12 protein-coding genes are annotated in these 12,956 nt (G+C 36.5%); 10 read left to right on the top strand and 2 right to left on the bottom strand.

The annotated features are described in order from the left end of the window. Nucleotides 1-68 precede the first annotated feature (68 nt). Nucleotides 69-893 (top strand): pyridoxine/pyridoxal/pyridoxamine kinase, encoded by an 825-nt coding sequence (gene pdxK / locus SB717_RS19430; protein WP_071270030.1) that lies wholly within the window; start codon nucleotides 69-71, stop codon nucleotides 891-893. Nucleotides 894-927: 34 nt separating this feature from the next. Here the strand turns inward: pdxK and SB717_RS19425 are convergent, their stop codons facing one another. Further along, nucleotides 928-1,797: a Cof-type HAD-IIB family hydrolase gene (locus tag SB717_RS19425; protein ID WP_014457719.1), complete on the bottom strand. Its 870-nt coding sequence runs from the start codon at nucleotides 1,795-1,797 to the stop codon at nucleotides 928-930. Between the two features lie 88 nt (nucleotides 1,798-1,885). Then, nucleotides 1,886-2,593, bottom strand: coding sequence for a beta-phosphoglucomutase (gene pgmB / locus SB717_RS19420; RefSeq protein ID WP_074681871.1), 708 nt, complete (start codon nucleotides 2,591-2,593; stop codon nucleotides 1,886-1,888). Between the two features lie 275 nt (nucleotides 2,594-2,868). On the opposite strand from pgmB, the gene SB717_RS19415 reads away from it, so the two are divergent. The 9 genes from SB717_RS19415 to SB717_RS19375 all read left to right on the top strand — a co-directional run bounded on the left by SB717_RS19415 (nucleotide 2,869) and on the right by SB717_RS19375 (nucleotide 12,938). After that, nucleotides 2,869-4,506, top strand: coding sequence for a PTS transporter subunit IIBC (locus tag SB717_RS19415; protein ID WP_074681872.1), 1,638 nt, complete (start codon nucleotides 2,869-2,871; stop codon nucleotides 4,504-4,506). A gap of 4 nt (nucleotides 4,507-4,510) precedes the next feature. Further along, the gene (locus SB717_RS19410; RefSeq protein ID WP_074681873.1) at nucleotides 4,511-5,296 is read left to right on the top strand and encodes an endonuclease/exonuclease/phosphatase family protein; all 786 of its coding nucleotides are present in this window, start codon (nucleotides 4,511-4,513) and stop codon (nucleotides 5,294-5,296) included. A 290-nt stretch (nucleotides 5,297-5,586) separates the two neighbouring features. Next, the gene (locus tag SB717_RS19405; protein ID WP_410904504.1) at nucleotides 5,587-6,687 is read left to right on the top strand and encodes a glycosyltransferase family 4 protein; all 1,101 of its coding nucleotides are present in this window, start codon (nucleotides 5,587-5,589) and stop codon (nucleotides 6,685-6,687) included. After that, entirely contained in the window at nucleotides 6,684-7,622 is a 939-nt protein-coding gene (locus tag SB717_RS19400) for a glycosyltransferase family 2 protein (RefSeq protein WP_013059871.1), read from the top strand. The genes SB717_RS19405 and SB717_RS19400 overlap by 4 nt, the downstream gene beginning before the upstream one ends. Before the next feature lie 2 nt (nucleotides 7,623-7,624). Further along, nucleotides 7,625-9,343, top strand: coding sequence for a DUF6020 family protein (locus SB717_RS19395; RefSeq protein WP_144646130.1), 1,719 nt, complete (start codon nucleotides 7,625-7,627; stop codon nucleotides 9,341-9,343). Further along, nucleotides 9,343-9,678 carry an EamA family transporter gene (locus tag SB717_RS19390; RefSeq protein ID WP_013059873.1) on the top strand — a complete coding sequence of 112 codons (336 nt, stop codon included), beginning with the start codon at nucleotides 9,343-9,345 and terminating at the stop codon, nucleotides 9,676-9,678. Before SB717_RS19395 ends, SB717_RS19390 begins: the two co-directional genes overlap by 1 nt. Then, complete coding sequence (locus SB717_RS19385) at nucleotides 9,671-10,003, top strand: EamA family transporter (RefSeq protein WP_014457712.1); 333 nt, start codon at nucleotides 9,671-9,673, stop codon at nucleotides 10,001-10,003. The genes SB717_RS19390 and SB717_RS19385 overlap by 8 nt, the downstream gene beginning before the upstream one ends. A gap of 30 nt (nucleotides 10,004-10,033) precedes the next feature. Then, the gene (gene murJ, locus SB717_RS19380; RefSeq protein ID WP_013059875.1) at nucleotides 10,034-11,536 is read left to right on the top strand and encodes a murein biosynthesis integral membrane protein MurJ; all 1,503 of its coding nucleotides are present in this window, start codon (nucleotides 10,034-10,036) and stop codon (nucleotides 11,534-11,536) included. 25 nt (nucleotides 11,537-11,561) lie between these two features. Continuing rightward, complete coding sequence (locus SB717_RS19375) at nucleotides 11,562-12,938, top strand: O-antigen ligase family protein (protein ID WP_410904502.1); 1,377 nt, start codon at nucleotides 11,562-11,564, stop codon at nucleotides 12,936-12,938. The last annotated feature ends 18 nt before the right edge of the window (nucleotides 12,939-12,956 follow it).

Here is a 12,956-nt window from a genome sequence, read left to right as displayed (position 1 = left end):
ACTAAAAGCCGCCCGGTAGAAATTTTACTCGATTTTCTCTATGAACTTAAAATACGGGAGGATTTTTTATGACAATGAATAAAGCATTAACCATTGCCGGTTCTGATAGCAGCGGCGGAGCTGGTATTCAAGCAGATTTAAAAACATTCCAAGAACTTGGTGTTTACGGAATGACAGCTTTAACAACAATTGTAACAATGGATCCTGATAACAGCTGGTCTCATAACGTATTTCCACAAGAAGCTGCAACCGTCGAACAGCAGTTGAAAACAATTGTAAAAGGCGTGGGTGTACAAGCTCTAAAAACGGGTATGCTTGGCTCAGTGGAAATTATTGAACTAGCCGCAAAAACAATCGAAGAATACGATTTAAAAAATGTTGTAGTAGATCCTGTGATGGTATGTAAAGGAGAAGACGAAGCGCTTCACCCGGAAACAACTGTCAGCTTGCGTGATGTACTAGTTCCAAAAGCAACAGTCGTAACGCCTAATTTATTTGAAGCTAGTCAATTAAGCGGACTTGGCCCTATCAAAACGGTTGATCAAATGAAAGAAGCAGCCGTGAAAATTTCTGAACTTGGTGCCAAATATGTGTTGATTAAAGGTGGAAGTAAATTAGCACACGAAAAAGCAATCGATTTGCTTTATGACGGAAAGACGTTTGAGATCTTAGAGTCTGAACGTATTGAAACGACATTTACACACGGTGCTGGATGCACATACTCAGCCGCGATTGCTGCTGAATTGGCAAAAGGCAGTGACGTCAAACAAGCTATTTATACAGCAAAAGAGTTTATTACAGAAGCAATTCGCCATTCATTTGCTTTAAATCAATATGTCGGACCAACAAATCACGGTGCATACCGTCGTAAAAAAGAAAAAGTAACAAACTAAAAAGCATGCCTAAAGGCATGCTTTTCTACTTTGCTTATTGTTTGACTGTTTCAAGCGCATTTAAGATAGCTTGAGCTACGCCGTGCTCGTCATTTGTTCCTGTTACTATATGGGCAAACTCTTTAATTTCTTGAGGGGCATTTCCCATCGCTACGGCACGTCCAACTCGCTGAAACATCGATACATCGTTATAATTGTCTCCAATGGCCATCGTTTCTTCTAAAGAAATATGGCGTTCTTGAACAAATGACGTAACCGCAATTCCTTTTTGAGCATTTTCATCATTTATTTCAATATTTTCTTTACCAGATGCACTGACTGCAATAGAATCTAACTTCACAAGTTCTATTTTTGCCTGTTCTAACTTTTCTTCATCAAAAGAGAAAGCAAGCAGCTTATAAATGTCCTTGTTTGGATCTTGAAACAACGCTTCATACTCTTCAATAAGCTTTACTCTGCCGCTATTGAAACGCTCTTTTGCCGCTTCTAACGATTTTTCATAATTATCTTTTAAGCTAGCACTTAAATAAATATCCATTAATACGGACAAAGCTTTTTCATAGTCATTTGAATACGTACCTTCACTTGTATAGACTTCAAAGTACAGCTGAAACTTCTTAAAAATATCTTCTACTTCGCGAATAGATTCCATCGTCATGCCTACTGAATATTGTTTTTCCCCTTGTGGATTGCGAAGCTCTGCTCCGTTTGCACAAATTAAATATGTATGAAGTCCTGCTTCTTCTAAAACATAACGGGCTTCTTCATAAGAACGTCCCGTAGCAACAACAACTTCCACCCCTGCCTTTTGAGCTGTCTTAATCGCTTGGGCATTTTCTTTACTTACAACTTGTTCACTATTTACTAGCGTTCCATCCATATCGATCGCAATACATTTAATCATGATGTACCCCTTCCTATGTATCTTTGCTCTCTTATTTTATTCTAGCATATGTTTTTTAGCGCTTTGCTACTTGCATGTAAAAGATTTACTAATTTTTTGTATACGCGCTGTTATAATCTGTTCCTTTTCTTGCTTTTTCGAAAACCTCTTTGATCGTCTTTAAATGCAAATCAGCTGTTGAATATACGTAAAAATTTACATCTTCTTCCCTCAGATGCTTACCAACGCCGATAGAAACCATATCTGTTTGATTAATAGCTTTTATACCTGCCTCTCCATCTTCTATTGCCACACATGCATAGGGTTTTACTTTTAATTGATCGGCAGCTGTCAAAAATATTTCTGGATCTGGTTTTCCCTTCTTGATTTTTCTCACATCCACAATACAATCAAAAAAAGAGCGTATTCCTAGCGCATCTATTACAGTATTTGCATTTGAACTAGAAGAAGCAATTCCCATTTTAATGCCTTGTTTTTTACAATCCTCTAACAACAATTGTATTCCTGGAAGTAAATGATTTCTTGTCATTTCCCTTATTAATGCTTGATAATGCTTATTCTTTTCATCAGCAAGCTGTTCTTTTTTTTCCACTGTCAGGTGTACATTGCCTTGTGCAGCAATGAGTTCTACAGTTTTCACTCTGCTGATTCCCTGCAGCTGCTGATTCAGTTCTGGAGAAAACGAAACGTTAAGTTGATCTGCTACTTTTTTATTTGCTCTATAATATAAATGTACCGTATCTGCAATAACACCGTCTAAATCAAAAATAATTGCTTGTAGCTCTTCTTTTTTCATATTATCCTCCTCTGTACTTATCTTTATGCCATTACTTAAATGCTTTTATTACATTCCATCATGTTAAAATACCGTTGGTATTGTTCACTTTATCATAAAAATTTTTTCATCATTTGTAATTCCTGAATAATTTTTTCAAAAAAAGAGAAATTACAGTATTGCATTATGAAAGCCCTTTTATTACAATAAGGTTATGCAAACGGTTGCACTATTTTAAAAATATAGTTTATCAAAAAATAAAATGAAAACCCATACATAGGGGAAGGGGAAAAACTATGAAGAAGTTCTTTTCATTTGATTTTTGGCAGAAATTTGGTAAGGCTTTATTAGTAGTAGTAGCGGTTATGCCCGCAGCTGGTATTATGATTTCACTTGGAAAACTGGTTGCGATGACTGGGGGAGACATCACTGCTGTACAAACAATTGCACGAGTGATGGAAGATATAGGATGGGGCATCATTACAAATCTTCACATCTTGTTCGCTGTTGCCATCGGGGGATCTTGGGCAAAAGAACGTGCTGGCGGTGCATTTGCTGCACTCATTGCATTCGTTCTTATTAATCGAATTACAGGAGCCATTTTTGGAGTTAAAGCAGAAATGCTCTCAGATTCAAAAGCAACGGTTCAATCACTGTTTGGACAAGAATTAGTTGTAAAAGACTACTTCACATCTATTTTAGGATCTCCCGCTCTTAACATGGGAGTATTCGTAGGAATTATCGCTGGTTTCTTAGGCGCAAATTTATTCAACAAATATTACAATTATGATAAATTGCCTGAAGCCCTTTCGTTTTTTAACGGCAAGCGCTTCGTACCATTTGTGGTCATCGGTGGTTCAGTTGTAACGGCACTGCTTTTATCCATTGTATGGCCGTTCATCCAAGGTTCACTAAACAGCTTCGGACAGTGGATTGCAACATCTAGAGATACAGCTCCTATTCTGGCACCATTTATTTTCGGAGCATTAGAGCGTCTCCTTCTTCCGTTTGGTCTACATCATATGCTGACAGTTCCTATGAACTACACGGAGCTAGGCGGTACGTACAAAATTTTAACGGGTTCTGGAGCAGGTTCCACTGTTGCCGGTCAAGATCCTTTGTGGCTTGCGTGGATTGCAGACTTAAACAACTTCCGCGCTGCAGGAGATATGGACAGCTACAAGCAGCTCTTACATGACGTTACACCTGCACGATTTAAAGTAGGACAGATGATTTTATCTTGTGCGTCATTAATTGGAATCGCTTTAGCAATGTATCGCAACGTAGATCCTGACAAACGCTCAAAATATCGTTCAATGTTCTTTTCAGCTGGACTAGCTGTTTTCTTAACAGGCGTAACAGAACCGATTGAATTTATGTTCATGTTCGCGGCGCCTCTTCTATACGTCGTATACGCCATTATGACGGGACTGGCTTTTGCCATTGTTGATATTGTTCATGTTCGCGTACACTCATTTGGCGTAATTGAACTATTAACACGTACACCAATGATTATCAAAGCGGGACTATGGGCTGACTTAATGAATTTTGTCATCGCCTGCCTTGTATTCTTTGGCTTAAACTTTGGAGTGGCAAACTTCTTAATCAAACGTTTTAACTTCCCAACGCCGGGACGCAACGGAAACTATATTGATGAAGAAACAACTGCAACAAGCAGCAAGCAGGTGAAAAATGATTCGCTTGCCCCAGTCATTATTGGACTGCTTGGTGGAGAAAACAATATTGAAGACGTTGATGCTTGTATGACTCGCTTACGTGTAACGGTAAAAGATATACATGCCGTTGCAGGAGAAAGTGAGTGGAAACAAAACGGAGCCCTTGGTTTAATCTTGAAAGATAAAGGGGTACAAGCTATTTATGGACCTAAAGCGGATGTTTTGAAATCCGACATTCAAGATTTGTTAGGAGCTTAACATAATGAAGCTATTAACGTTAAATTGCCACTCTTGGCAAGAGGAAAATCAGCTAGACAAGTTATCTTGTCTAGCTGAAGTAATTAAAAAAGAAGAATATGATGTCATTGCTTTACAGGAAGTAAGCCAAAAAATAGATGCACCTTATGTACATGACTACATTCGTAGCGATAATTACGCTTGGCTTTTAGCAAAAGAACTGGGCAAACAAGGTGAAGACTATCAATTGGTATGGGATTTATCTCATATAGGCTATGAAGTGTATGAAGAAGGAATTGCCGTTTTAACGAAACACCCAATTATTGAAGAGCATTCATTTTTTGTTTCACAAACGTCAAATATTGACTATTGGAAAACGAGAAGAATTGTTGGAGCAACAATCGAATATGAAAAAGAGCTCCTTACGTTTTATTCTTGTCATCTCGGCTGGTGGGATGACGAGGAAGAGCCATTCAAGCAGCAAGTTGATACGTTGCTAGCTCATGTACACAAAGATAACCCGTTTTTCCTACTTGGAGACTTTAATAATGACGCTCATAGACGAAATGAAGGTTACGATTACCTGTTGAGTCAAGGCCTCTATGATACGTATACTCTATCGAACAAGAAAGATAGCGGTATTACAGTTAAAGGGAACATTGCTGGATGGGATGATAATGAACGGGCGCTGCGCCTTGATCTAATTCTATCTAGTCATGCTCAGGATATTCAATCATCGACTGTAGTTTTTAACGGCATACATTATCCCGTTGTTTCTGACCATTTTGGGGTAAGTATTGAAGTGAAATAAGTGACATAAAGCGAACGAATAGCGTTCGCTTTTTTCTTGTGATTGTGATTATGTGAAAATCATCTTCTTTACTGCTTTATCTATCGTTTTAGAAGTGTCCGATAAACTTTCGCATTTTAAAAAGTAGGTGTGCTATAATATTGTGATGTTGACGATATGCAACCCATTTTTGCATGTTTATCAATGAAATCGCTCAACTTAATAGTAAGATGATACATGTAAGCTCTATTTAAATGAACACCCGTTGTCATTATCATAAACTAATAAAGAAAAATAGGTGTGAAACAATCATGAAAATTTTGTTGATTTCAAATATGTATCCTTCTGAACAATTCCCGAGCTATGGTGTATTTGTTCAAAACACTGAAAAAATTTTAGTTCAACATGATATTCAAGTTGATAAAATTGTCATGCAAAAAAAGACAAGCAAATTAAGCAAGCTTTTTAGCTATGCCTCTCATTATGCCAATGTCATTGTGACGGGCTTAACAAAAAACTACGACTATCTTTACGTACACTATGCATCTCATAATGCTCTTCCACTGCTGATTCTCAAAAAGCTAAAGAAGAATGTGAAGATTGTGACAAACGTGCATGGTTCAGATGTTGTACCTGAAGTAGCTTCACAGGAAAAATATCAGCCTAGAGTAAATGACTTATTGCACCATTCCACTAAAATTATTACTCCTTCTCCCTACTATAAAGGGCTCGTTGAAGAGAAATATAAGGTTCATAACCCAATCTATATTTTTCCAAGCGGAGGAGTGAATAAAGATCTGTTTCATCCTTATGCAGATAAAAGCAAAGCTTATCAAGAACTAAACTTGGACCCTACTATCCATTACATTGGATGTGTAAGCCGCATTGATGTGGGTAAAGGATGGGAATACTATCTGCAAGCAATTGCAAAAGCTGAACAACAAACGCCCACTTCTTACAAATACCTATACGTTGGAAGCGGAAAAGACGAAGCTGCATTTAAGGAAATGATCAAGACTCTAGGTCTAGAGGAAAAAGTCATCCATTTCCCTCTGCTTCCTCAGTCCTCTCTTGCTTACGTATATAATGCGATTGAAGCATTCGTGTTTCCGACCGTAAGAAAAGGAGAAAGTTTGGGCTTAGTCGGCCTCGAAGCTATGGCTTGCGGAGCACCCGTGATTGGGAGTCAGATTGGTGGTCTAAAAGATTACATTATAGACGGAAAGAATGGTCTATTTTTTGAGCCTAGAAATGTAGACGAACTAGCTTCACAGCTACAGGCTTTTATTAATCTTCCTGAAGATGTGAAACAGCAAATGTCTCAACAGGCGTTACAAACAGCAAACCGCTACACAGTAGATGTAATTGCTGAACAGCTCCCAACAATTTTTTTTGATGAGGTGGAAAAATGAAAGTCGCAGTTTTAATTCCTTGTTATAACGAGGAAGTAACAATTGGAAAAGTAATTGACGATTTCAAACGCGAACTGCCTAGTGCAGATATTTATGTATACGACAACAATTCAAAAGATCGTACAAGTGAAATTGCACTTGAACACGGCGCAATCGTCAAAAAAGAATTCAAGCAAGGAAAAGGAAACGTTGTACGTTCAATGTTCCAAGAAATTGATGCAGATTGCTATGTCATGGTAGATGGAGATGATACGTACCCTGCAGAGTTTGTTCATCAATTAATTGAGCCTATTAGAAATCGAGAAGCTAACATGGTCATTGGAGATCGTTTATCAAACGGAACGTATCTCGAAGAAAACAAACGTGCTTTCCATAATTTTGGTAACAACTTAGTACGTTCTTTAATTAACGGCCTGTACAAAAGTAATATTAAAGATATCATGACAGGTTATCGTGCGTACGATAAATTATTTGTAAAATCAATTCCTGTGATGAGTCCAGGATTTGAGATTGAAACAGAAATGAGCCTTCACGCGTTAGATAAACGATTCCGCCTAAAAGAAATCGCGATCGATTATCGCGATCGACCTGAAGGCAGCGAATCGAAACTTAATACGTTCTCTGATGGATTTAAAGTGTTACGAATGATTTTTACGTTATTTAAAGAGTACAAGCCGCTTCAGTTCTTCTCCATTTGGACAGTGTTATTTATTGTCGCAGGATTAGCTGTTGGTGCTCCTGTACTTTATGAATTTTTTGATACAGGCTTTATTACGAAAGTGCCTTCATCTATCTTAGCAACTGGATTGATGGTGTTAGGTGTTTTATCTTTCGTCTGTGGATTAATTCTAGATACAATTGCTTCATTAAATCGCAAGCAATATGAATTAGAACTAAATAAAAAAATTGAACAGATTGAACAAGTAGGAGAATAACAATGATGAAGAATAAAAAAAGTATTTTACTGCTGACAGTAACAGCTTTAATTATTCTTATCGGTTTAAGTATTGGTAATCCAGACGGTGTTCACTATCTTTCCCTTTTTGCTGCACTTGTATTTACCAGCATAAGCTCTATTTTTATTTATAAAAATAGAGCTTATGCTTCATTTAAACCGCTAGAATGGCTATTGCTGATTGTTTTTTCGTTTATCGTACAGTTTTCACTTTTAGATAACTTACATATGACGAGCTCAACTATTTTTTCACTCGTTTTGTATGCCATCAGCCGTACTTTATTGGCAATGCTGCTGACGGCCGCTGTACTCAGCGCTATTAAACAGATAAACGATTTTCATTATACATTTGCACACCCAAAGCGGTATCTAGGAATTGTTACGATTCTTATTTTAGCCGTTAGTCTATATTACTGGTTCGCCTTTTTCCCAGCGGCCATGACTCCCGATTCATTAGCACAGTGGAGACAGGCACATAACGGAGAATTTAACGACTGGCACCCTATTATGATTACGTGGCTCATTATGCTGCTGACAAAAATATGGGATAATCCAGGCATTGTAGCGTTCACACAAATTGTTGTTGTAGTTAGCATATACGCCTATACGTTTGACTTTTTCATTAAACGCAAAGCACATCCTGTTATGATTGGACTTTTAACAGCTATTATTGTCATTATTCCAAGCTTTTTAATCTTTTCAATTATTATTTGGAAAGACATTTTATACAGTGCTTTTCTTCTGTTTTTTACGGTTAACATTGCAAAAATTTATCTGTCAAAAGGTGCTTGGGTTAAAAGTAAAGCGAGCTTTTTCTTACTTTTACTTTCCGCATTTGGAGTAGCTTTCTTTAGACATAATGGTTTTCCTGTATTTGTTTTGACGTTCCTTTTAATGATCGTCTTATTCAGAAAAAATTGGAAACCTCTTGTCACGATTTTTTTAGTCGTCTTTATTTTACAAAAGATTGTTACAGGACCTGTGTTCACGTGGCTTGATGTAAAACCTTCAGATCCAAATGAAGCTTTGTCTATTCCAACTCAACAAATTGCAAACATCATTTCAAATGATGGAAAGATGTCAAAAGAAGAGCGCGAATATTTTAATAAAGTGCTCCCTATTGAATTGTGGAAAGAAAAGTATAATCCATACAAAAGTGATCCCATTAAATTCACGTGGAAATACTACGACCGCGAATTTATTTTTAATGATTTAGGTCTTTACTTTAAGAACTATGCTAGCATTGTCATCAAAAATCCTTATCTAGCCACGGAAGGCTTTCTCAAACAAACAGCTTTAGTATGGCAAATCAACCCTTTTAAAGATGGCTACACGGATACGTATGTAACCAACATTTATTACGGCAATGATTTAGGTCTTAAAAATAAAGTAATCGAGCCATTTATTACACATACTGCTAATGCTTACTTAGCTATTTTTAAGCACCCTGTTTTTACATTCTTATGGAAACCAGCTTTTTATCACTGTGTCATTTTATTATTTTCATTAATGCTAGTGATTCGAAGAGGAATTACGTCACTTATTATCGTCATTCCGTGGGCTCTTAACACGCTTTCTGTTCTTGCAGCATTGCCGGCTCAAGATTTTCGATATTTATTAGCAAGCGTATTTGTGTCTTTCTTCTTTATTGGTCTTCCTTTTATCCGATTTGATCAGAAAGAAAAGGATGTGACCTCCTGATGGAGAGCAATTACAACAAAAAGCTAGGAATCACACTCATTATCGTGGCTTCCCTGTTTACAGCTGTTGGACAACTTTTTTGGAAGTTGTCCGAAGCTTCATTTAACTTAAATTTAATTATTGGTTTTTTCCTTTATGGATTAGGAGCGGTGTTTATGATTGCTGCTTTTAAATTTGAAAGAGTTTCCTTGCTTCATCCATTTTTAAGCCTAGGATATGTAATCAGCATCGCTCTTGGTTTCTTTCTATTAAATGAAACCATTAGCCCTATGAAGCTGGTCGGTACTCTTATTATTATCGTAGGTGTAATTTTAGTAGGTGGCCAAGATGAATAGTATCCCACTTTTAATTATTATGACTCTTTTAGGTTCAGTTGGAGCTGTCTTTTTCAAGTATATTTCTACGTATTTAAATGAAAAAAAGATAAAGTTAGCGCTTATTTGTTTTGTGGGTGGTGGCCTTTTTTACGGGGCAGCAGCTCTGCTTAATGTGTATGTTTTAACGCTGTTACCTTATTCTATTGTATTTCCGCTCACGTCTATTACGTATATTTGGACATTAACTTTCGGTTACTTTTTAATTAAAGAAAAAGTTACAACAAAACAAGTTATCGGCTGTATTCTTCTAATTGTCGGATGCTTCTTTATTGCTAATAGTTGATGAGATAACTTGAAAAGGTAGGAGTTTCGCATGAAAAACTTAAAATTCGCGAGCATTTTACTGCTCATATCAACATTATTTTTGAAATTTTCTAGTATGATTCGTGATTTAGTTATTGCTAACTATTTCGGTACAAGTTATATCGTCGATTCATACAATGCAGCAATGATTATTCCAAACGCGTTTATTTTATTTATGTTAACGGGGATGAAGGATGCATTTATCCCTAGTTATTTACGTTATGAAAAAGAAAATAAAGGAAAGGTTCATTTGACTAATATTGTTAAATCAACCTTTCTTATTTGTTTCATTATTTCGGTTCTCGGATCAATTGCCGCTTTCTTTTACTTTCCCGCTTCGTATTCTAATTTTTCCAAAGCAGCAATTGAACTAGGAATTTATACCGGCGTTATGTACTTCTTATCTCTTTCACTAGTTGGAGTGAATGCCGTATACGAAGGTGTATTTGATGCACGAAGTCAATATTCTTTCTCTGTGTTTTCTCAAACGGTTGTTGTACTATTTACTATTTTAAGTACAATCCTATTACATTCAATTATGGGTGGCTACGCAATTGCTCTTGGCTATTTTATAGGAACAATTGCTTCTTTCTTAATTAAAGTTGTCTATTTTAAACCGCAGCACCTGCTGTTATGGAAGCAAAAAATTGACCGTGATGAAGTGGTGGCTTTTTATAAAGTATTCATCCCTGTTGGTGTAACCATTATGGTCGGTCAAATTAATTTAACTGTAAACTTCTTCTTTGCTGGTTCCTTTGGTGAAGGTGTTATTTCATACTTGAATTATGCTTTCAGACTTGTAAGTATTCCCCAGGCAATATTTGGGGTTACGGTCGCAACCATTATTTATCCGCTGATTGCAAGAGCCATTTCTGAAAAAGATGAAGAGCGCTTTAAATCGGGAATTGAAAAAGGGATTACGTTTATGCTGATGCTGCTGATTCCGACGATTGTTATTATGATCTTTTATATGAAAGACATTGTAATGATTGCTTACCAGCGCGGTGCATTTGACGCACATTCGACGTTAAAAACAACGGATGTATCTTATTATTACCTAGGTTCGGTGTTTTTCTATTCGCTGCAAGCTGTTCTTGCAAAAGGATTTTATTCTCTTCAAAAAGGTTATCTTATTATGAGAGCAGGCTTATTATCCATTGTGTTAAATATCATCTTTAACATGATTTTCACTAAATTTATGGGATACCAAGGGTTAGCACTTTCCATGTCAGTGGTTGCCTTTTTCTATACGGCCATCGTATTCGTTATGCTGGCAAAACAAATCAATCACTTCCATTACGGATATCTAGTGAAAGAAACAGGAAAAATTCTTTTAGCTTCCGTACCTGTTGCGATCGTCATGTTCTTCTTAAAGGACATCGCATTTTTGAATTCATTACATGTTATCTTACGATTTGGTATTGTCTGTATTGCAGGTGGTTTAGTATACTTAATGTCGACGCTATTATGCAGAGTAGAAGGTGTTATGCTTTTAGTTAAAAGAAAACGTTAATTCACGTAAAACAGGAGAGTACTATATGAAGAACACATACTGGTTATTTTTTCTGTTCGTTGGTTTTATTTCAATTCAGCCGATTATTGATATGCTAACGACGTACATGGTTTTGAACATGGATAGTGGTCTCTCAATTGGGGTTGTTATTCGCTTTCTATATATGATTTTTGCAGGTGTCCTACTTTTAGTGTTTGCCAAACAATCAAAATGGGCTAGATATTCGATTATCTATCTTATTGTTTTTGCACTCTTTCTCGGACTCAATATCTACTTAAATCATCAATGGAAAGATCCTTATTATATTGGGCAAGAAATTAAATTTTTCAATAAAGTTGTTTATATGAACGTTACACTGCTTGGAATGATTGTGATGTTTTCACATTATCGATCATCTGTGGATGTAAAAAGAATACTGAGCAAAAACTTATTGACTGCTTCACTCATCATCAGTATTGTTTTTATCGGTACAATGCTAACAGGTACAGCACTAGAGAGTTATCAGTATAATAAAATCGGATTTAAAGGCTGGTTTTATGCAGCGAATGAGCTAGGCGCAACCATTGCTATTTTGCTTCCTCTCACACTGCTTTTAGCTTTAGATAAAGTACGTTCGTTTTCAAAAGCTTATTACTGGATTCCTTTTATCTTGTTAGCCGTTTCGTCCATCATGCTTGGAACGAAAGTAGGCTTAGGTGCCGTTATTCTTTCTTTAGTTGTAGCAACAGTTGTCTTATTTGCAAAATTATTTACGAATAAACGCAGCTTAATTAAAGCCAACTTAGTAATATCACTTCTGCTTTTAATTGTAACCGGAGCAACTACTCCGATTTCTCCAGCTTATAAAAACACATATACGCACATTGATATGTTAGAGGCTAAAAAAGAGAAAACAAAGCAAGAAAAGCCGGAAAAGAAAGAAAAAGAAAAGCCGGCTAAAAAGAAAAAACAAAAGGAATCAAATTTAGATGACAAAGATATTCAAAATCTGATTCTAAGCAGCCGTGAGCAATTTTTAGCTCATCATAAGGAAGAGTATGCAAAAGCACCTATTGCGAGAAAAATGATAGGTATGGGCTTTTCTGGTGACTATACCAAACAGCTTCCACCAAAGATGATTGAAATGGATTTTTATGATCTGTTTTTCTCTTTAGGTATCATCGGATTTTTACTATGGGTTCTTCCACTTCTAGTAGTTGGTTTAACCGTGTTGGTTCGATTATTTAAAGACCCGTCACAGCTTCTTGATGAAAGCTTTATGATGTATAGTACAGCAATTGTATTAGCTCTTGGAATTGCTTTTGTAGCTGGGCATGTCTTTACAGCACCGGCCGTTACCATCTATTTTGCAGCTGCTGCTGCTTATCTGTTCGTCATTCATTTTAAACAAAGACAAGCATAAAAAAAACAGGCCATTGAA

The organism is Priestia sp. SIMBA_032 (assembly GCF_046535215.1).
In the GTDB taxonomy this organism is placed as follows: Bacteria; Bacillota; Bacilli; order Bacillales; family Bacillaceae_H; genus Priestia; species Priestia aryabhattai.
This window is presented reverse-complemented; position numbering and strand designations above follow the sequence as displayed.

Coding starts and splice junctions, on each gene's coding strand:
- pdxK (WP_071270030.1), top strand. CDS start 69: ATGACAATGAATAAAGCATTAACCATTGCCGGTTCTGATAGCAGCGGC.
- SB717_RS19425 (WP_014457719.1), bottom strand. CDS start 1,797: ATGATTAAATGTATTGCGATCGATATGGATGGAACGCTAGTAAATAGT.
- pgmB (WP_074681871.1), bottom strand. CDS start 2,593: ATGAAAAAAGAAGAGCTACAAGCAATTATTTTTGATTTAGACGGTGTT.
- SB717_RS19415 (WP_074681872.1), top strand. CDS start 2,869: ATGAAGAAGTTCTTTTCATTTGATTTTTGGCAGAAATTTGGTAAGGCT.
- SB717_RS19410 (WP_074681873.1), top strand. CDS start 4,511: ATGAAGCTATTAACGTTAAATTGCCACTCTTGGCAAGAGGAAAATCAG.
- SB717_RS19405 (WP_410904504.1), top strand. CDS start 5,587: ATGAAAATTTTGTTGATTTCAAATATGTATCCTTCTGAACAATTCCCG.
- SB717_RS19400 (WP_013059871.1), top strand. CDS start 6,684: ATGAAAGTCGCAGTTTTAATTCCTTGTTATAACGAGGAAGTAACAATT.
- SB717_RS19395 (WP_144646130.1), top strand. CDS start 7,625: ATGATGAAGAATAAAAAAAGTATTTTACTGCTGACAGTAACAGCTTTA.
- SB717_RS19390 (WP_013059873.1), top strand. CDS start 9,343: ATGGAGAGCAATTACAACAAAAAGCTAGGAATCACACTCATTATCGTG.
- SB717_RS19385 (WP_014457712.1), top strand. CDS start 9,671: ATGAATAGTATCCCACTTTTAATTATTATGACTCTTTTAGGTTCAGTT.
- murJ (WP_013059875.1), top strand. CDS start 10,034: ATGAAAAACTTAAAATTCGCGAGCATTTTACTGCTCATATCAACATTA.
- SB717_RS19375 (WP_410904502.1), top strand. CDS start 11,562: ATGAAGAACACATACTGGTTATTTTTTCTGTTCGTTGGTTTTATTTCA.